The sequence below is a fragment of the Ideonella lacteola genome, from assembly GCF_038066555.1.
In the GTDB taxonomy this organism is placed as follows: domain Bacteria; phylum Pseudomonadota; class Gammaproteobacteria; order Burkholderiales; family Burkholderiaceae_C; genus Ideonella; species Ideonella lacteola.
Genome location: NZ_JBBUTG010000006.1, coordinates 1 through 19,445 on the forward strand (window position 1 = coordinate 1; position 19,445 = coordinate 19,445).

The 19,445-nt window shown below is 65.7% G+C and carries 13 protein-coding genes and 1 pseudogene; 10 read left to right on the forward strand and 4 right to left on the reverse strand.

The features are described from left to right. A partial coding sequence (locus AACH06_RS30175; RefSeq protein WP_423222026.1) for a beta strand repeat-containing protein occupies positions 1–2,015 on the reverse strand: 2,015 nt, incomplete at its 3' end. Here AACH06_RS30175 and AACH06_RS30180 point away from each other — a divergent pair. Then, entirely contained in the window at positions 1,899–2,147 is a 249-nt protein-coding gene (locus AACH06_RS30180; RefSeq protein WP_423222027.1) for a DUF5812 family protein, read from the forward strand. The two genes, AACH06_RS30175 and AACH06_RS30180, sit on opposite strands and share 117 nt — an antisense overlap. On the opposite strand, the pseudogene AACH06_RS30185 reads toward AACH06_RS30180, so the two are convergent. Both AACH06_RS30185 and AACH06_RS12055 read right to left on the reverse strand, forming a co-directional pair. Continuing rightward, a pseudogene (locus AACH06_RS30185) lies at positions 2,037–4,481 on the reverse strand (hypothetical protein); the annotation flags it as partial. The gene AACH06_RS30180 and the pseudogene AACH06_RS30185 overlap by 111 nt on opposite strands. A gap of 303 nt (positions 4,482–4,784) precedes the next feature. Then, positions 4,785–5,969, reverse strand: coding sequence for a M20 aminoacylase family protein (locus AACH06_RS12055; protein ID WP_341425942.1), 1,185 nt, complete (start codon positions 5,967–5,969; stop codon positions 4,785–4,787). A 147-nt stretch (positions 5,970–6,116) separates the two neighbouring features. Here AACH06_RS12055 and AACH06_RS12060 point away from each other — a divergent pair, with 147 nt between their 5' ends. The 6 genes from AACH06_RS12060 to AACH06_RS12085 all read left to right on the forward strand — a co-directional run bounded on the left by AACH06_RS12060 (position 6,117) and on the right by AACH06_RS12085 (position 14,749). After that, positions 6,117–8,168: a molybdopterin-containing oxidoreductase family protein gene (locus AACH06_RS12060; protein WP_341425943.1), complete on the forward strand. Its 2,052-nt coding sequence runs from the start codon at positions 6,117–6,119 to the stop codon at positions 8,166–8,168. 25 nt (positions 8,169–8,193) lie between these two features. Next, positions 8,194–9,303 (forward strand): aminopeptidase, encoded by a 1,110-nt coding sequence (locus AACH06_RS12065; protein WP_341425944.1) that lies wholly within the window; start codon positions 8,194–8,196, stop codon positions 9,301–9,303. Between the two features lie 12 nt (positions 9,304–9,315). Then, positions 9,316–9,630 (forward strand): polyhydroxyalkanoic acid system family protein, encoded by a 315-nt coding sequence (locus tag AACH06_RS12070; RefSeq protein ID WP_341425945.1) that lies wholly within the window; start codon positions 9,316–9,318, stop codon positions 9,628–9,630. A gap of 409 nt (positions 9,631–10,039) precedes the next feature. Beyond that, entirely contained in the window at positions 10,040–11,614 is a 1,575-nt protein-coding gene (locus AACH06_RS12075) for an AbfB domain-containing protein (RefSeq protein ID WP_341425946.1), read from the forward strand. Between the two features lie 181 nt (positions 11,615–11,795). Beyond that, positions 11,796–13,355, forward strand: coding sequence for a carbohydrate-binding protein (locus tag AACH06_RS12080; RefSeq protein ID WP_341425947.1), 1,560 nt, complete (start codon positions 11,796–11,798; stop codon positions 13,353–13,355). A gap of 245 nt (positions 13,356–13,600) precedes the next feature. Beyond that, on the forward strand, positions 13,601–14,749 hold the full coding sequence (locus AACH06_RS12085) for a carbohydrate-binding protein (RefSeq protein ID WP_341425948.1): 1,149 nt from the start codon (positions 13,601–13,603) through the stop codon (positions 14,747–14,749). 152 nt (positions 14,750–14,901) lie between these two features. On the opposite strand, the gene AACH06_RS12090 is transcribed toward AACH06_RS12085, so the two are convergent. After that, positions 14,902–15,156 (reverse strand): acyl-CoA-binding protein, encoded by a 255-nt coding sequence (locus tag AACH06_RS12090; RefSeq protein WP_341425949.1) that lies wholly within the window; start codon positions 15,154–15,156, stop codon positions 14,902–14,904. A 105-nt stretch (positions 15,157–15,261) separates the two neighbouring features. On the opposite strand from AACH06_RS12090, the gene AACH06_RS12095 reads away from it, so the two are divergent. The 3 genes from AACH06_RS12095 to AACH06_RS12105 are packed head-to-tail and all read left to right on the forward strand — an operon-like array spanning position 15,262 to position 19,389. Beyond that, complete coding sequence (locus tag AACH06_RS12095; protein WP_341425950.1) at positions 15,262–16,704, forward strand: wax ester/triacylglycerol synthase family O-acyltransferase; 1,443 nt, start codon at positions 15,262–15,264, stop codon at positions 16,702–16,704. A gap of 38 nt (positions 16,705–16,742) precedes the next feature. Continuing rightward, positions 16,743–17,390 carry a response regulator gene (locus AACH06_RS12100; RefSeq protein WP_341425951.1) on the forward strand — a complete coding sequence of 216 codons (648 nt, stop codon included), beginning with the start codon at positions 16,743–16,745 and terminating at the stop codon, positions 17,388–17,390. After that, on the forward strand, positions 17,383–19,389 hold the full coding sequence (locus AACH06_RS12105) for a sensor histidine kinase (RefSeq protein WP_341425952.1): 2,007 nt from the start codon (positions 17,383–17,385) through the stop codon (positions 19,387–19,389). Before AACH06_RS12100 ends, AACH06_RS12105 begins: the two co-directional genes overlap by 8 nt. Positions 19,390–19,445: the final 56 nt, after the last annotated feature.

The following is a 19,445-nucleotide window of genomic DNA, read 5'->3' on the forward strand; positions in this document are numbered from 1 at the left end:
CTGGTGAAGTCGGTGATCAGGTCTGAGGCGAGGGCGGTGGTGAATGCGAAGATGTCGGCGCCTGCGCCGCCGGTCATCCGGTCGGCGCCGGCCTTGCCGTCGATCACGTTGGCAGACCCGTTGCCCACCAGCACGTTGGCGCTCGTGTTGCCGGTGGCCGAGGTCGCGGTGCCCGTCAGTGTCAGGTCTTCCACCTCTGTGGCCAGCGCGCAGGACACCGACGACCTCACCAGGTCGTGGCCCCCGTTGGCCAGTTCGACGACGCGGTCGCCGCTGATGTCGATGATGTAGGTGTCGTTGCCCGCCCCACCGGTCAATGAGTCGGCACCGGCGCCGCCGTTGAGCACGTTGGCGGCTGAGTTGCCGAGGATGGTGTTGACCAGAGCGTTGCCGGTGCCGTTGATGGTGGAGGTTCCGGTCAGCGTGAGGTTTTCTACCTCGGCCTGCAGCGTGAAGCTGATGGACGATTCGACGAGGTCATTGCCACCGCCAGCGACTTCGATGGTCTTGTCGCCGGTGTTGTCGACGACGTAGGTGTCGTTGCCGGCGTCGCCGGTCATGGCGTCAGCGCCGGTGCTGCCATTGAGGACGTTGCTGGCCGAGTTGCCGGTGAGCGTGTTCGCCAGCGAGTTGCCCGTGCCGTTGATGCCCGACGTGCCGGTGAGGGTGAGGTTCTCGACCTCGGCGGCTAGCGACCAGCTGACGGACGACTTGACCGAGTCGGTGCCGCCGTCGGCGAACTCGATGGTCTCGTCGCCGGCGTTGTCGACGACGTAGGTGTCGTTGCCGTTGCCGCCGGCCATGGTGTCGGCGCCGGTGCTGCCATTGAGGACGTTGATGGCCGAGTTGCCGGTGAGTGTGTTGGCCAGCGAGTTGCCGATGGCGTTGATGGCGGACGAGCCGGTGAGCGTGAGCTTCTCGACCTCGGCGGCCAGCGACCAACTGACGGACGACTGAACCGAATCGGTGCCGCCGCCAGCTACCTCGATCGTCCTGTCACCTAAGTTGTCGACGATGTAGGTGTCGTTGCCGGCGCCGCCGGACATCGTGTCGGCGCCGCCTGCGCCATTGAGGTAGTTGTTGGCCGAGTTGCCGGTGAGCGCGTTGGCCAGCAAGTTGCCGGTGGCGTTGATGGTGGCGCTGCCGGTGAGGGTGAGGTTCTCGACCTCGGCGGCCAGTGCCCAGCTAATGGACGATTGAACTGAGTCGGTGTCGCCCCCCGCGACCTCGATCGTCTTGTCGCCGGCGTTGTCGACGACGTAGGTGTCGTTGCCGGCGCCGCCGGTCATCGTGTCGGCGCCTGCGCCGCCGTCGAGCACGTTGCCGGCCGCGTTCCCTGCGATGGCGTTGGCCAGCGAGTTGCCGGTGCCGTTGATGGTGGCCAAGCCGGTGAGGGTGAGGTTCTCGACCTCGGCAACCAGGGACCAGCTGATGGACGACCTAACCGAATCAGTGCCGCCGCCAACGACTTCGATCGTCTTGTCGCCGGCGTCGACGAGGTAGGTGTCGTTGCCGGCGCCGCCAGTCATCGTGTCGGCACCTGCGCCGCCGTCGAGCACGTTGCCGGCCATGTTGCCGACTATGGCGTTGGCCAGTGAATTGCCGGTGCCGTTGATGGCGACCGCGCCGAGCAGGGTGAGGTTCTCGATCTCGGCTTGCAGCACGAAGCTGGCGAAGGATTGCACGAGATCCGTGCCACCGTCGGCCACTTCGATCGTTTTGTCGCTGGTGTTGTCGGCGATATAGGTGTCATTGCCCGCGCCTCCGGTCATCGTGTCCACCCCGGCGGCGCCGTCGATGACATTGGCGGCCGAATTGCCGGTGATGGCATTGGCCAGCGCGTTGCCGATGCCGTCGATGGCGCCCGAGCCGGTCAGCGTCAGCCTCTCCAATTCGCCTTGCAGCGCGAAGGTGACGGACGCCTGCACAGCATCCAGGCCACCGCCTGCCAGTTCGATCACGCTGTCACCGACGTTGTCGACGATGTAGGTGTCGCTGCCCGCGCCGCCCGTCATGGTGTCCAAGCCGGCGCCGCCGTTGATCACGTTCTGTCCGACGTTGCCCACGATGGCATTGGCCAAAGCATTGCCCGTGCCGTTGATGGCCGCCGAGCCGATGAGGGTGAGGTCCTCGACTTCGTCCTGTAGCGTGAACTCGACAGACGACACGACACGATCGTGGCCCCCGTTGGCGACCTCGATGGTCAGGTCGCCCGCGGCGTCCACGATATAGATGTCATTGCCGCCACGGCCTTCAAGCGTGTCCGCGCCTGCACCTCCGTCGAGCGTGTTCGCCCCGGCGGTGCCTGCCAGTGAATCGGCTTGTGCGCTTCCGATCACGGCTTCGAACCGGCTAAGCGTGTCCTGCCCCGCACCGCCTGTGGCCTGCGCCGTAGACTGGTCCAGGTCGACGGTGACACCCGTGGTCGCGCCCGCGTAGCTCACGGCGTCCACGCCGCTGCCGCCATCGAGAACGTTGTCGCCGGCGTTGCCGATGATGGTGTTGTCGCCGGCGTTGCCGATGCCAGCGATGTTGGCGCTGCCGAGCAACTCGAGCACCTCGACGTTGTCACCCATCGTGTGGGTGGCTGCCGTCGAGTAGGTGGTGTCAGTGGCGCCATCGGTCGATTCGACGACCCGATCGCCTATGTCGTCGACTACGTAGATGTCATTGCCCAGGCCGCCGGCCAGCGTGTCCGCTCCGGTGCCGCCGTCGAGGACGTTGACGGCCGCGTTGCCAGTGATGCGGTTGCCCAGCGAATTGCCGGTGCCGTCGACGCTACCGTTGCCGACGAGGACGAGCTGCTCCACATTTGCCGCCAAGGTCAGCGACACCGTGCTGCGGACCGTGTCCAGCCCTTGATCCGCGAGCTCGACGACTTGGTCATTAGCGTTGTCGATCAGGTAGGTGTCATTGCCGGCACCGCCGCTGAGCTCGCGCGAGAAGAGCGGATTGCTGACCACGAAGCTGGATGCCGTGCTGTTCTCATCACCCGGCACGAGGTTCGAACCGTCGCCGCGGAAAACGATCGTGCTGCCGTCATCCGAGAGCGAACACATCATGTTCATCCCATTCGATGCGACGCCCGCGGCGTTCTTCGACACGAGCGCCGTGGTGCCGGAGACCATGTCCTTGACGTAGATGTCTTCGTGATCGTTCGTGTCGTCTTCGGTCAGCACCGCGTCAGACTGGAACACGACATAGCGGCCATCGCCTGAGAGGGAGATGTACTGGACGTAGTTCTGGAAGAACGTGCCGGCGGAGCTCAATGTGCCGGTCGTCATGTCGCGGACATAGACGACATCCCCCATGACGTCGTCGGGCAGCAGGTTCGAAGCGCCACCGAAGGCGACATACCGGCCATCGGCGGAGATGGTGGGGTGCAACTGGTCGTAGGCCTGCGCTTCGCCCTGCCAGTCATCGCTGACGCAGGTGACGGCGCCGGTCTGCAGGTTCTTCAGGTAGATGTCGAAATAGCCGTCGGTGTCACCGCCCACCAGGTCCTGAGTGTCGCTGGCAAAGACGACGAAGCGACCGTCCGCGGAGATCTCTGCGTCGAAGAAGCCTTTCTTGTTGTAGCCGCCGGTGGCCTGGCTCCCACTGCTCGTCGTCGATATGCGCGTGAGCTGGCCAGTCAGCGTGTCCTTCAGGAACACGTCATTCACGCCGTTCGTGTCGTTGCTCACCAGGTTGGTGGCACCGCTAGTAAACACGACGTAGCGGCCATCGGCCGAGATGGAGGCGTTGATCGGCGTGTACGGGTCTTCGCCCGTCGCCTGGGCCCCACTGCTGCTGGTGCTAACCCGAGTCACCAAGCCGGTGTGCAGGTCTTTCACGAAAACGTCCCGGACCCCGTTGGTGTCGTTGGCGACGAGGTGGGAGTCGCCGCTTTCGAACACCACGTACCGCCCGTTCGCCGATATCTCCGCGTTGTAGCCGCCGCCCAGGCTGCCGTCCGGCCTGCTCGACACCAACGAGACCGAGCCATCGACAAGGTCCTTCACGTAGATCAGGTCGAAACCCGTGGGACCGCCATCGCCCAACAGGTCGTTCTGCGCATTGAAGACGACGAAACGCCCGTCAGCTGAGACGCTCGGCTCGCTCGCCGGTGCGTCGTATTGCTGTCCGTCGGCATCGGCATTGACGAATTGCAAGCTCATGTAGGCATGGCTGCCCACCATCAAGTCATCATGGACCGACGCGATCAAGGCACTGCTGTACTGGTTGGCCAGGCTCGCATTGACCAGCATCGAACCGTCGGCGAACTGGACGTTGGTGGTGTTCAGCGACGAGAGCGAACAGCCGATCAACGTAAAACTCTTCGTCTCGCCGACAAAAGTGACCCGGGTGCCCGTCTCATCGATCGTCGGGACGAACGCCGACGCCGAGAGGCCAGCGTCGTTGAAGTTCAGGTGGTCGGTGGACGGGTCGAAGGCGATGTCCTGGCCGTCGACAATCGAGGAATATAGAAACGTGGTCATCGGTGGGACAGGCTGACGCTGGACATGTGCGCCATGCCGTCGATGACCGACAACGCAGACTGGCGCCGCACCGAAGCTCAAGCCCGATCGTTCCCTCCACTTGTCGGACGCTCTTTGGAAAACGCGCCGTGAGCGCTAGTCTACGCACAGTTCGGCCAATGCAACTCCTCGAATTGTTCAGTCGGGGGCCATAACAAGAGACGGCTACGCCTGGAACGAGCAAAGCGTGAAGTTTTTTGACGATGAGGCTCAGGCTTTTTGACGATGAGGCTCAGGCAGAGCGGAGTCCGCTCGCCGGGCCCTTCACGCCAGCCACTTCTCGGCTAGCCTCACCCACAACGCCGCCCCCGGCGTGATCAGCGCGTCGTTGAAGTCGTAGTTCGGGTTGTGCAAGGTGCACGGGCCCATGCCGTGGCCGCTGATGCGGTGGCTGCCGTCGCCGTTGCCGATGACGAAGTAGGCACCTGGTTTTTCGAGAAGGAAGTAGCTGAAATCCTCGGCGGTCATGGCCGGTTCGAACTCGAGTGTGTTGGCTTCGCCAACGAGTTCGCGCATCACGCTGCGCAGGAACTGGGCTTCCCGGGCGTGGTTCACTGTGGGCGGGTAGTTGCGGTGGAACTCGAAAGCAGCGGCGCAGCCGAAGGCGGCGGCGGTGTGTTCGGCGATGTCCTTCATGCGCTGCTCGATCATGTCGAGCACATCGAGGGTGAAGGTGCGCACGGTGCCTTCGACCACGCAGGTGTCGGGTATGACGTTGGTGGCTTCGCCGGTGTGGATCATCGTCACCGAGATCACGGCGGTGTCGATCGGCTTCTTGTTGCGGGTGATGATGGTCTGGAAGGCCTGGACCATCTGGCAGGCCACCGGCACGGGGTCGAGCCCGAGGTGGGGCAGGGCGGCATGCGCGCCTTTGCCCTTGATCGTCACTTTGAACTCGTTGCTGGATGCCATCGCCGGCCCGTCGCAGACGGCGAACTGGCCCGCTTCAAAGCCTGGCCAGTTGTGCATGCCGAACACGGCGTCCATCGGGAATTTGTCGAACAGACCGTCTTTGATCATCTCGCGCGCGCCGCCGCCGCCTTCCTCGGCGGGCTGGAAGATGAGGTAGACCGTGCCGTCGAAGTCGCGGTGTTGGGCCAGGTGTCGTGCGGCGCCCAGCAGCATCGCGACATGGCCGTCGTGGCCGCACGCGTGCATCTTGCCGGGATGCTTGCTGGCGTGCGCGAAACGGTTGTGCTCGGTCATCGGCAGGGCGTCCATGTCGGCCCGCAAGCCGATCGACCGTTGGCTGTTGCCGTTCTGGATGATGCCCACGACGCCGGTCTTGCCGAAGCCGCGGTGGATGGGAATGCCCCAGTCGCTCAGTTGGCGGGCGATCAGATCGGCGGTGCGCACTTCCTGGAAGCACAGTTCCGGGTGGGCGTGGATGTCGCGGCGCAGGGTGGCGATGCTGTCGGCGTCGGCCTGCAGGGTGTCGATGAGGGACATGGCGGCGGAGAAGGTACGGCGCGACGCCGGCGCGGCCGAGCGTCGCGAGACTGGGGTGCGGCGGATGTTACCCGCGGCATTTCCGGGCCGTCGGCGCGCATGGGCGCAGCCCCGCCAGGGGCAGGGGCGCTGTGCCATCATGCTCGGATGTCCGCCGTCGCCAGCCCCGCCGTCCGCATCGTCCGCGCCGCCTGTCCGCACGATTGCCCCGATACCTGTGCCATGCGCGTCACCGTGGAGGGTGACAAGATCGTCCGGGTCCAAGGTGATCCCGAGCATCCGCCCACCCACGGGGCCCTGTGCACCAAGGTCTCCCGCTACGCTGAGCGGGTTGACCACCCGGAACGGGTGCTGACACCGTTGAAGCGCGTGGGGCCGAAGGGCGCAGGGCAGTTCCAGCCCGTGGGCTGGGACGAGGCGCTCGACGACATCGCCAAGAAGTTGGCTGAGATCGCCGCTCGCCACCCCGAGGCGGTGCTGCCTTACAGCTATGCCGGCACGATGGGTTTGGTGCAGGGCGAGGGCATGGCGGCACGCTTCTTCCACCGCCTGGGTGCTTCGCTGCTCAATCGCACGATCTGCGCCGCGGCGGGTGGAGAGGCGCTGCAAATGACCTACGGCGGCAAAGTAGGTATGCACCTGGAGCATTTCGCCGAGAGCCAGCTGATCGTCATATGGGGTAGCAATTCCATTGCCTCGAACCTGCACTTCTGGACGTTCGCGCAGGCCGCCAAGCGCAACGGGGCGAAGCTCATCGCCATCGACCCGCGCAAGACCGAGACGGCGGAGAAGTGCCACCAGCACATCGCGCTGATGCCGGGTACCGATGGCGCGTTGGCGCTCGGTGTGATGCACGAGCTGATCGCGAATGATTGGCTGGATCACGATTACCTCGAGCGGCATGTCGAGGGTTGGCCCGCGCTGCGCGAGCGAGCGCTGCAGTGGGCGCCCGAGCGGGTGGCGGCCGAGTGCGGCATCACCGCCGACGAGGTGCGCGGCCTGGCGCGCGACTACGGCACCACACGGCCTGCCGCCATTCGGCTGAACTACGGCATGCAGCGCGTGCGCGGCGGCGGCAATGCGGTACGCCTGATCGCGCTGCTGCCTTGCCTGACGGGGGCCTGGCGTCACCGAGCTGGCGGCATGTTGCTGTCGGCTTCGGGCTGGAACAAGGCGGTCAAGAACACCGCGGCGCTGGAGCGCCCGGATTTGCTCGGCGGCCGTCGCCCGCGCACCATCAACATGAGCACCATCGGGGACGATCTGCTGCGCGAGTCGTCGCCCGCCTTCGGTCCGAAGATCGAGGCGGTGGTGGTCTACAACAGCAACCCGGTTGCCGTGGCGCCGGAATCGCCCAAGGTGACCGCGGGCTTCCGGCGTGAAGACCTGTTCACCGTCGTCCTCGAGCATTTCCTCACTGACACGGCTGACCATGCCGACTACGTGCTGCCGGCCACCACCCAGCTGGAACACTGGGATGCGCACACCAGCTACGGTCACACCTACGTGCTGCTCAACGAGCCGGCGGTCGCGCCCCGCGGGCAGGCCAAATCGAACAGCGAAATCTTCCGCCTCCTGGCCGCTCGCATGGGCTTCACCGAGCCGTGCTTTGCCGACAGCGACGAGGCCATGGCCCGCGCCGCCTTCGACGACAGCGTGGATCGCGAGCAACTGCGCCGCCACGGCTGGTTCAAGCTGCCGCTTCCCGAGGCGCCGTTTGCCGAGGGCGGCTTTCCCACGCCGAGCGGCCGTGCCATCGCCCAGGCCCCGGGCGTGCCCTTGCCCGATCACGTGCCCAACTATGAGAGCCGTGTCACCGCACCCGCGTTGGCGGCGCGTTATCCGCTGGCGATGATCTCGCCACCGGCGCGCCACTTCCTCAATTCAACCTTCGTCAACGTCAAGAGTCTGCGCGACATCGAGGCCGAGCCGATTGTCGAGATCCACCCCGACGATGCCGCGGCGCGTCAACTGTCCGATGGCCAGGTGGTGAAGGTGTTCAACGATCGGGGCCTCTACCACTGCACCTTGCGCGTCAACCAGCGCGCCCGCCCGGGGGTGGTGAACGGCCTGGGCGTGTGGTGGCGCAAGCTGGGGCGCAATGGCACCAACGTCAACGAACTGACGCATCAGCAGCTCACCGACCTGGGCGAGGCGCCGGCCTTCTACGACTGCCTCGTCGAGGTGGCGGCGCTGTGAGGCCATGCGCCTGCGGAGCTGGTTGATGGCTGGAGCGGCGGGTGTGGCAGGTCTGCTGGCCTTGGCGGCCGGTACCTTGTGCCTGACCAGTGGTTGCAGCTCGATCGGCTACCTCAGCCAATCGGTGGCCGGGCACCTCAGCGTGCTCAACAGCGCGCGGCCCGTGGCCGACTGGCTGAACGAGCCCACGACGGCCGAGCCCGTCAAGGCCAAACTGGCGCTCACCCAGCGCATACGCGACTTCGCCGTCAGCGAGCTGCACCTGCCGGACAACCGCAGCTACCGCAGCTACGCGGATCTGCACCGCACCGCGGCGGTGTGGAACGTGGCAGCCGCCCCCGAGCTCTCGCTCAAGTTGCAGACCTGGTGCTACCCGGTGGTGGGCTGTGTGGGCTACCGGGGCTACTACGACGAGGGGGCGGCCAACGCCGAGGGCGAGGCGCTGAGGGCCCAGGGGCTCGAAGTCACCGTCTACCCGGTCCCGGCGTATTCGACGCTGGGAAAGATGGAATGGTTGGGCGGCGATCCGCTGCTCAACACCTTCATTCAATGGCATGAGGCCGAACTGGCCCGCCTCATCTTTCATGAGCTGGCCCACCAGGTGGCCTATGCCGAGGGCGACACCGCGTTCAACGAGTCGTTCGCCACCGCCGTCGAGCGCCTGGGGGGTGATCGCTGGCTGGACGCCCACGGCAGCGACGCGATGCGCGCCCAGGTGCGGCAAGTCGAGCAGCGTCGCCAAGGTTTCCGGCAGCTCACGCAGGCCACCCGCGCGGCGCTGGATGCGCTGTATCGCTCCGAGCTGGACGAGTCCACCAAGCGCGAGCGCAAGGCACAGTTGATGGCGCAGATGCGGGCGGACCATGCCCGCTTGAAGGCCGAGGCTTGGAATGGCTACGCCGGCTACGACGCGTTTTTTTCCAACGCCAACAATGCCTCGCTGAGCATGCAGGGCGCCTACCTCGATGGGGTGCCGGCGTTCGTCGCACTGTTCGAGCGGGAAGGGCGTGACTTTCCCCGTTTCTATGCCGCTGTCCAGCGATTGGCGGCACTGCCGCGTGCCGAGCGCGACGCGGCGCTGCACAATCTGAGCCCCGCCGCCGAGGCCGCCACAAGCCGGCCACTGGGGCATTGAATCAAACCAACCATGCCAGATATCAAGATTCGCCGCGACCACACCCTGGGCCTCGATAAAGCGCGCAAGGTCGCCTGGAAGTGGGCTGAGCACGTCGAGAAGAAGTTCGAGATGGAGTGCAGCGTGCTCGAGGGCGAAACCAGCGACACGGTGCATTTCAAGCGGTCGGGTGTGTCGGGGTCGATGATCGTCACCGGCGAGCACTTCGAAGTGCACGCCAAGCTGGGCCTGTTGATGGCCGCCTTCGCCGGGCAGATCCAGGCCGAGGTGGGCCGCCAGCTCGATGATGCGCTGGCCAAGGAAGAGGCCAAGGCCAAGAAGGCCTGAGCGACTGAGACTTTTGCCGATACCCGTCTGAACCTCGATATGCCCTCGCTCTCGGTTGCAAATGCTCGCCATAGCCCGCGCTGTGGCTGTGCTTTGCGCCTCGATCCGGGTCGCCTGGGTGCCGCGTTCGCGCACCGCCGAAAAACGCGCAGCCTCTGACGGCTCGGCACGCGCCTCTGGCACCCGCACCGGGCCTCCTGCCATGGGAGGCCGCTTGCCACTTGGGTGGTCACATTTGCTTGCAAGTTCTAGGGCAGTCCCGAGGTTGAGAGTGAAAGCGCTTTCAATCTAGGATGCGACCGCACCCCGGGCAGCCCGAAGAGGCCGTCGTCCATCACGGGTTGCGCCTCGATGGCGCCGTTTGCCGTTCGGGGCATCCATCGACGAGGAGCAAGGTGTGGGTCGATCTATGAAGAAGCTTCGGAACATGCTGGCCCTGGCGGCCGGCCTGGTGGCCGCCCAGGTGGGCTGGGCCGCCGATTGGCAACTGGTCTGGCAGGACGAATTCGAGGGCAGCATCAACCCCGATTGGGTGTTCGAGATCGGCAACGGTGCCGGCGGATGGGGCAACAACGAGCTGGAGTACTACCGCCGAGAGAACGCCACCGTCGAAGGGGGCAACCTCGTCATCACCGCCAAGCGCGAGGATTTCAACGGCTATCGCTATACCTCGTCGCGGATGAAGACGCAGGGCAAGCAAAGCTTCAAGTACGGCCGCATCGAGGCGCGCATCAAGGTACCGCTGGGGTCCGGCCTGTGGCCGGCCTTCTGGGCGCTGGGCAGCAACATCACCCGCGTGGGCTGGCCGGCTTCTGGCGAGATCGACATCCTCGAGCACGTGAACACCGAAGACAAGGTCTACGGGACGGTGCACTGGTCGGCGCCGGATGGCAGCTACGCCTCCTACGGCGGCAACACCACCACCACGCCGCAGGATTACCACGTCTACTCGATCGAGTGGGATCCCACCGCGATCCGCTGGTTCGTCGACGGCACGCAGTACCACGTCATTGATATCACCGATGGCGTGGGCGGCACGGCCGAGTTCCATGAAGACTTCTTCCTGCTGCTCAACCTGGCGGTGGGCGGCAATTGGCCCGGCTTCGTCATCGACGAATCCAAGCTGCCGGCGAAGATGTATGTCGACTATGTCCGCGTCTACCAGAAGCCCGGCGACGAAAGTGGCCTGACCAACAGCTGGGCGCTCGACGACAGCACCAAGGTCATCCGCCACAAGAAGGGGCGTGCCGAGTTGGCCAAGCCAGCCAAGGTGAAGCCCTATGCCGATGCCAACTGGACGATGATCCCCGGCCTGGCCGGCGCGGGCGTTTCGTTCCAGTCTGAGAATCAGCCCGGCTACTTCCTGCGCCACCGCGATGGCGAGCTGGTGCTCGAGCAGAGCGACAACAGCGCCGCGTTCAAGAGCGCCGCCACCTTCTACAAGCGACCGGGCCTCAGCGATGAGTGGGGCAAGTCCTTCGAGTCGTTCGACCTTCCTGGCCAGTACATCCGCCAGAAAGATGGCCTGCTCTACGTGAAGAAGGCCGGCAACGACGCGGCGAAGAAGGCGTCCACCTTCCTGCCCGGTGCGCCACTGGCAGCGGCCTTCGCCACCACGGTCGAGGCCGAGACCCGCGAGTATTTCTCGGGCATCGTCGACGAGCCCTGCTCCGAAGGCGGGCAGGATGTCAGCTCGATCGATGCGGGCGATTGGATGGCCTGGAAGATCAACCTGCCGAGCGCGGGTACCTACCTGGTCGAATACCGGGTGGCCAGCTCGGTCGATGGCGGCAAGCTGCAGCTCGAAAAGGGTGGCGGCAACCCGGTCTACGGGCAGGTCGACGTGCCGAACACGGGCGGCGGCCAGGTGTGGACGACGGTGTCGCACAGCGTGGCGCTGGACGCTGGCGAGCAGTACATCGGCGTCAAGGGGCAGAGCGGCAGCTCCAGCCTGAACTGGTTCAAGATCAGCCGCAAGTACTGACCGCCGGCAGGCGGCCTGAGGGTCGGTTCGAACGGGCGCCGCACGGCGCCCCTTTTTGCTTCCGGTGCGGCTGGACGCGCGGCAAACGTTCAGCAACACCTTTGTTCGCCGGGGCGGCTACGCTGCCCGGCATGCCGCGGCCAGGCCGAGGCGGTTTCCCACAAGACCAAGGAGCATCATCGTGAGGAGAGTTCGACACCTTTTCCTGTTCTTCGCCTTCCTGTTCACCTCCACGCTCGGCTTCGCGCAGGGCTGGAATCTCGTGTGGCAGGACGAGTTCGAGGGCAGCATCGGCCCGGATTGGGTCTTCGAGACCGGCGCGGGGGGCTGGGGCAACAACGAGCTGGAGTACTACCGGCGCGAGAACGCCACCGTCGAGAACGGCGCCCTGGTCATCACCGCCAAGCGGGAAGACTTTGGCGGCGCCCGCTACACCTCGACGCGGATGAAGACCCAGGGCAAGAAGAGCTGGAAGTACGGCCGCATCGAAGCCCGCATATCGGTGCCGCTCGGCTCGGGTCTGTGGCCGGCGTTCTGGATGCTGGGCAGCAACATCACGCAGGTGGGCTGGCCCGCCTCGGGTGAGATCGACGTCATGGAGCACATCAACTCCGAGGCCACGATCTACGGCACCCCGCACTGGGCCGCGGCCGATGGCAGCCACGCCTCGTATGGCGGCAGCACCAACACCACGCCGCAGAACTACCACGTCTACTCCGTCGAGTGGGATGCCAATGCGATCCGCTGGTTCCTCGATGGCGTGCAGTACCACGTGATGGACATCACCAACGGCACCGGTAGCACAGAAGAGTTCCACAAGGACTTCTTCATCCTGCTGAACATGGCCGTGGGCGGCAACTGGCCCGGCTTCAACATCGATGAGTCGAAGCTGCCGGCCAAGATGTACGTGGACTATGTCCGCGTCTACCAAAAGGGTGACGACACCGGCAGCTACAACTCGTGGGCCCTCGAAGGCACGAGCAAGGTGATTCGCCACCAGAACAGCCGCGGACAAGTCGACAAGGCCAGCAACGTTTCGCCCTACCAGGACGGCAACTGGAAGCTGGTGCCCGGCCTGGCCGGTGCCGGCGTGTCGTTCCAGTCGCAGAACTTCCCGGATCGCTACCTGCACCAGCGCAATGGCGAACTCTGGCTCGATGCGAGCGACGGCTCGCAATCGTTCAAGGAGACGGCGACCTTCTACAAGCGCAACGGCCTGTCCAATGCCACCTCCAACTCGTTCGAGGCCTACAGCCTGCCGGGGCAGTACATCCGCCAGAAGGACGGCCTGCTCTTCGTGAAGAAGGCAGGCACCAACAGTGCCAAGAAGGCGGCCACCTTCAAGATGGGCGGCGCACTGCAAGGCGCGTTCTCGACCACCATCGAGGCGGAGTCGTATGCCGACATGTCGGGCATCGCCACCGAAACCTGTGCCGAAGGTGGCCAGGACGTGGGCTGGATCGATGCGGCCGACTGGATCGTCTGGAACGTGGATCTGCCGGCTGCGGGCAACTACAAGGTCGAGTACCGGGTCGCCAGCCAGGCCGGAGGCGGCAAGCTGCAGCTGGAAAAGGCCGGCGGTTCGCCGATCTACGGCGCGCTCGATGTGCCCAGCACGGGCGGCTGGCAGACGTGGAGCACCATCAGCCACACCGTCGCGCTGCCCGCCGGGCCGCAGCAGATCGCCATCAAGGCGATCTCGGGGGGCTGGAACCTCAATTGGCTGAAGATCAGCCAGTGAGCCCCGTGGCCGGTGACCGCCGGCCTTTTTGAGCTCACTGCACACCGAACGGGCGCCTCAGGCGCCCGTTTTTCATGGCTCACCCTTACGTGGTTTGCCTAGGGGGAAAGCGCTTTCACATCACGCCTCTCAGCGCTAGGATCGTCGCGCGGCCGGGACTGAACAACATGAGGGATGGGCGCCAGTCATCTCGGCCGGGTGGCCCCACGGCGGGCTTTCGCGAAAGACGACACATGGAGACAGAGATGAGGAGAGTCAGAGCGCTATTCCTGTTGCTGTGGGGCCTGTGCGCCGCACCATTCGCCTTGGCCCAGAGCTGGCAACTGGTGTGGCAGGACGAGTTCAACGGCAGCATCGGCCCCGATTGGGTCTTCGAGACCGGCAACGGCTCGGGTGGCTGGGGCAACAACGAGCTGCAGTACTACCGCCGAGAGAACGCGACCATCGAGAACGGTGCCTTGGTCATCACCGCCAAGCGCCAGGACTACGGTGGCTTCCGCTACACCTCGACGCGGATGAAGACCCAGGGCAAGAAAAGCTGGAAGTACGGCCGCATCGAAGCCCGCATCGCGATGCCTTCGTCGATGGGCACTTGGCCAGCCTTCTGGATGCTGGGCAGCAACATCACCCAGGTGGGCTGGCCCGCCTCTGGTGAGATCGACATCATGGAGCACGTCAACACCGAGGCCGACATCTACGGCACCGTGCACTGGCAGGCCGACAACGGCAGCTACGCCTCGTATGGCGGTCACACCAACGCGGGTGGCGTGACCAACTACCACGTCTATTCGGTCGAGTGGGACGCCAACTTCATCCGCTGGTTCATCGATGGTCGCCAGTACCACGTCATCGACATCACCAACAACGCCGGCGGCACTGACGAGTTCCACAAGGACTTCTTCATCCTGCTGAACATGGCGGTGGGCGGCAACTGGCCCGGCTTCAACATCGACGAGTCGAAACTGCCCGCCAAGATGTATGTCGACTATGTGCGGGTCTACCAGAAGACTTCGGGCGCGTTCTCGACCACCATCCAGGCCGAGAGCTGGGCCAACATGATGGGCGTGGCCACTGAAGCCTGCTCGGAAGGCGGCCTGAATGTGGGCTGGATCGACCCGAACGACTGGATCGTCTGGGATGTCAACCTGCCGAGCTCCGGCACCTACAAGGTCGAGTACCGCGTGTCGAGCCTCAACGGCGGGGGCACGTTGCAGTTGGAACGCGCCGGTGGCACGCAGGTCTACGGTTCGCTGGGCGTGCCCCGGACCGGCGGCTGGCAGACCTGGACCACCATCTCGCACAACGTGACGCTGCAGGCGGGGCAGCAGCAGATCGCCATCAAGGCCTTGGCGGGCGGCTGGAACCTCAACTGGTTGAAGATCACGAAGCTTTAGCGCCCACGCCCCCCGAGGGGGCTCGCGCAGCGGACCGGCAAAGCCGGATCCGCGCACGCCACTGGCGTTACGGCGGCTCCTTCGGAGCGCCTTGAAGCCGGCCTTTCCAGGCCGGCTGAATGACAAAGCCGGGCATTCGCCCGGCTTTGTTCTTACTTCAGGGACTCGATCAGGTCGATGTAGTCCTGCATCGCCTCGTCGGCCGACTTGCCTTTCAGCTCGTTCCAGGCGTCCCACTTGGCGCGGCCGACCATGTCGGTGAAGCCGGGGCGCTTGCCTTCGACGTCGCCCGCGGTGGCCTGCTTGTACAACGAATAGATCTTCAGCAGGGTCATGTTGTCCGGCTTTTCCGGCAACTGTTTGCTCTCGGCGACAGCGGTCTCGAACCGCGCTTTCAGGTCTGCCATGGCGATGCCTCCTGGGGTAAAGGTAAAGCAGAATTGACGGGCTGGGATGTTAACCAGCATCGTGTCTGCGACAAGCCTCAGTCCATCAGTTAGAGGGAGCTTCCCATGTCTGCCAGCCCGACGGTGACCACCGAACGCATGTCGCGAGTCGACACCGCCTGGCTGCGGATGGACACCGACGCCAACCTGATGATGATCGTCGGCGTCTGGATCGTCGAGCCGGCCCTCAGCCTCCAGGACCTGCGCGACCGCATCGAGGGCAGCCTGCTCAAGTACGACCGGTTCCGGCAAAAGGTCGTCGAAGACGCCATGGGTGCCAGCTGGGTGGAAGACGGCAGCTTCGATCTGACGCAGCATGTGGTGGCGGACACGCTGCAGCCCCGTCCCGGCCAGGCGCCGCTGGATGCGCTGAAAGAGCGGGTGGGCGAGCTGACCGGCCAAGCCTTGGATCCTTCCCGCCCGCTGTGGGAAATCCGCCTGATCGAAGAGATTGAGACCGGCCGCAGCGCCCTCATCACCCGCATCCACCACTGCATTGGCGATGGCATTTCGCTGATTTCGGTGATGCTCTCGATCACCGACGGCGGCAAGCCGCCGCCCGAGCGCCACAAGAAGCGCGACGACGATCCCGACGCCGAGTTCGACTGGTTCGCCGATGTGCTGCTCAAGCCGGTGACCGACCTCACCATCAAGGCGATCGGCCTGTACGGTGACGGCATGGCGAAGTCCGTCGAGCTGATGGCCAACCCGGTGCAGCCGCTGGCCGGTGGCATGGACGTCGCCCGAGCCGGCTATCAGCTCATCAGCGACGCGGCGGCGATGGCGCTGATGCCCGACGACTCGCACACCCTGCTCAAGGGCAAGGCCACCCCGGGCAAGCGTGTCGCCTGGGGCGAGCCCTTGCCGCTGGAGGAGGTGAAGGCCATCGGCCAGGCCTTCGGCGCCTCGATCAACGACATCTTGCTCACCTGCGTGGCTGGCGCCATCGGCGACTACCTGCGCGCCCATGGCGACGACCCGGCCGGCAAGGAGATCCGGGCGATGGTGCCGGTGAACCTGCGGCCGCTGGACCAGGCCTGGAAGCTGGGCAACCGCTTCGGCCTGGTACCCCTGGTGTTGCCGGTGGGCATCGCCAACCCGATCGAGCGTCTGGCGGCCGTGCGTGCCCGGATGAACGAGCTCAAGGGCGGCTACCAACCGGTGATGGCGTTCGCGCTGCTGGCCGTGGCCGGTCTGCTCATCAAGCCGATGCAGGCGGCGCTGCTGAACCTGTTCGCCAAGAAGGCCACGGCGGTGATGACCAACGTGCCGGGCCCGCGCGAGCCGCTGCAGTTCTGCGGCCGCACCGTCAAGCAGGTGATGTTCTGGGTGCCGCAGAGCGGCGACATCGGCGTGGGCGTGAGCATCCTCTCGTACGCGGGTGGGGTCCAGTTCGGCCTGATCACCGACGATGTCCTGTGCCCGGATCCGGACGACATCGTGCAGCGCTTCCGGCCTGAGTTCGACCAACTGCTGTACCTGGCGCTGATGCTGCCGTGGGGCGAGTAAGCTCCGGTTCTCTGTAGTTCACCGAGTACCCCGCCACGATGGACCCGGTCTCTGTCCTGATCGTGGAAGACGACGAGCGATTCCGCGCCGCATTTGCGGCGATGGTCGGCAGCGCGCCCGACCTGCGGCTCGTCGGCACCGCTTCCGACCTGCCGCAGGGTCTGCTGCTGCTGCGTGAATTGAAACCCGATGTGCTGCTGGTCGACCTGGGCCTGCCGAGCGGCAGCGGCATCGAACTCATCCGCTACGCGCACGGCCAGTTGCCGAACACCGATGTGATGGTGGTCACCGTCTTCGGCGACGAGCCGCATGTGATGGCCTCGCTCGAGGCCGGCGCCACGGGCTACCTGCTGAAAGACGCCCAACCGGCCGACCTGGCCGACCAGGTGCGCACGCTGCACGCCGGCGGCAGCCCGATCAGCCCCGTCATCGCGCGGCGACTGCTCCAGCGCCTGGCGCCGGAGCCGGCGCCCGCGCTGGACGGTGATGCGCTGCTCTCGCCGCAAGAGCGGCAGGTGCTCACCTATTCGGCCAAGGGCTTCAGCTTCGAGGAGATCGCCCGCATGCTCGGCGTGTCTCGCCACACGGTGATGACTTACGTCAAGCGCAGCTACCGCAAGCTGCAGGTGCACTCGAAGACCGAGGCGATCTACGAAGCCCGCAAACTCGGGCTGGTGCGTGACTGAACTGGGTGCCGGCGGCGTGTCGGGCGAGGCCGATGTCCGGGCCGAGCAGACACGCAGCTGGCGCATGCGGCTGTCCTGGCTGGTGGTCGTGGTCGCCTTGCTGGCCGCGGGGCTGGGGCTGCTGGCCCGGTCCAGCCTGCCGATGCCGGCGACCACGGTGCAGCACTTCGATCAAGCCTGGCTGCATTCACGCGCTTTCACCGAGGGCCAGATGCGTGCCGATGGCCGCCCGCGACCGCAGATCGACGCGCCGCTGCCCACCGACGCCGGGGCCTGGAGCACGGTGATGCTGCCGCTGGTGGAGGCCCGCCGTCGCGATCTGCCGGCCCAGGCGCAGCCGCGGCCGATGCGGGTCTGGTGGTACCGCGTCGACTATGTGGTGCCCCAGGGGGTCGAGGGGGCGTTGGCGCTGTACGTGCCGCGCATCACCGGCGGGGCGGCCCAGGTCATCCGCTTTGAAGAGGGCCAGTGGAAGCTGTGGTGGGACGGCTCGGACCGCTGGCGCGAGCAGTGGAACCGCCCGGTCTTCGTCGACCTGGGCGCTGCGCCGCCGGCCGGCACCACCGTGTCGGTGGCCATCGGCCTGGTGCGTTACGACACCGGCCAGCACCGCGTCTCGCACATCGATGTCGGCCCGCGCGAGGCGCTGGCCACCCGCGACAGCTGGCGCCGCGCGCTGCAGCTCACGGTGCCGGAGGTTGGCTCGCTCACCTTCTTGGCGCTCGGCCTGTTTGCGCTGGTCTATTGGCTGAGGCGGCGCCGCGCGCGCGCCTACCTGCTGTTCTTCTTCAGCTCGGTGGTGTGGACGCTTCGCAGCCTGCACTACTTCATCGACATGCCGGCCGATCCGGTCGCCTACACCTGGTTCTGGTGGGCCACGAACGCCTCGCTGTCGTGGGTGATGATGCTGATCTACCTGTTCGCCTTCCGTTTCGATTCGCGGCGCTACCCGCGCGTCGAGCGGGCGCTGGTGGTCTTCGTCGTGGCGATGTCGGCCTTGACGATGCCGTTCGACTGGTCACCGCTGACCTCGCTCGTCCAGCAGCACGTCGTCAACGGCGTGGTCGCGTTGATGGTCACCGCCTGGCTGACGACAGTGGCCTGGCGCGGCGGGGCGATCGAGTTCCGGGTGATCGTGGTGACACTGTGGCTCTCGGATCTGCTGGGCGCACACGACCTGCTGATGATCGCGGGCCTCGTGCCGATCGAATCCGTGTACCTGCTGCCGTTTGCCACCGTGCTGGTGCTGCTGTCGTTTCTCTTCGCGGTGCAGCAGCGCTATGCCGAGGCCATCGAGCGGGCCGAGCGCATCAACCAGAGCCTCGAAGCGCGCCTGGCCGCGCGCGAGGCCGAGCTGCGTGCGAACCACGAACGGCTGCGACTCGTCGAGCGCGAGCAGGCGCTCTTGCTGGAACGCCAGCGCTTGATGCGCGACATGCACGATGGCCTGGGCTCCACACTGATGTCGACCCTGGTGCTGGCCGAGCAGGGCAACCTGCAACAGGATGCCGTGGCCGCGCTGCTGCGCGAATGCGTGGACGACCTGCGCCTGGTGATCGATTCGCTGGAGCCGATCGAAAACGACCTCGTGACCTTGCTGGCCTCGCTGCGCCACCGTCTGGGGCGTCGGCTGGAAGGGGCGGGGCTGCGCATGCAATGGGAGGTCGACGACCTGCCGCCGGTGCCCTGGCTGAACCCGCCTGATGCGCTGCAGGTCTTGCGCATCGTTCAAGAGGTGCTGACCAACGTGCTCAAGCATGCGCAGGCCCGCACCGTGCGCATCGCCACCCGGCTGGCGGGCGACCATGTGCAGGTTCAGATCGAGGACGACGGGTGCGGCTTCGACGCCGACCTGATCGACCGTGATTCGGGCCGCGGCCTGCGGCACCTGGTGCAGCGCGCCGCTCGTCTGGACGGCCGGGTGACGATCGACAGCGCGGCCGGCCGTGGCACCCGCGTCACGCTTGACCTTCCTTTACAGCGGGGCTCCCGACCCTGACGGACAATCAGGCCCCATCCCGGACAGGCTGCTTCCCGAAGGGGAAGGCTGTTCCC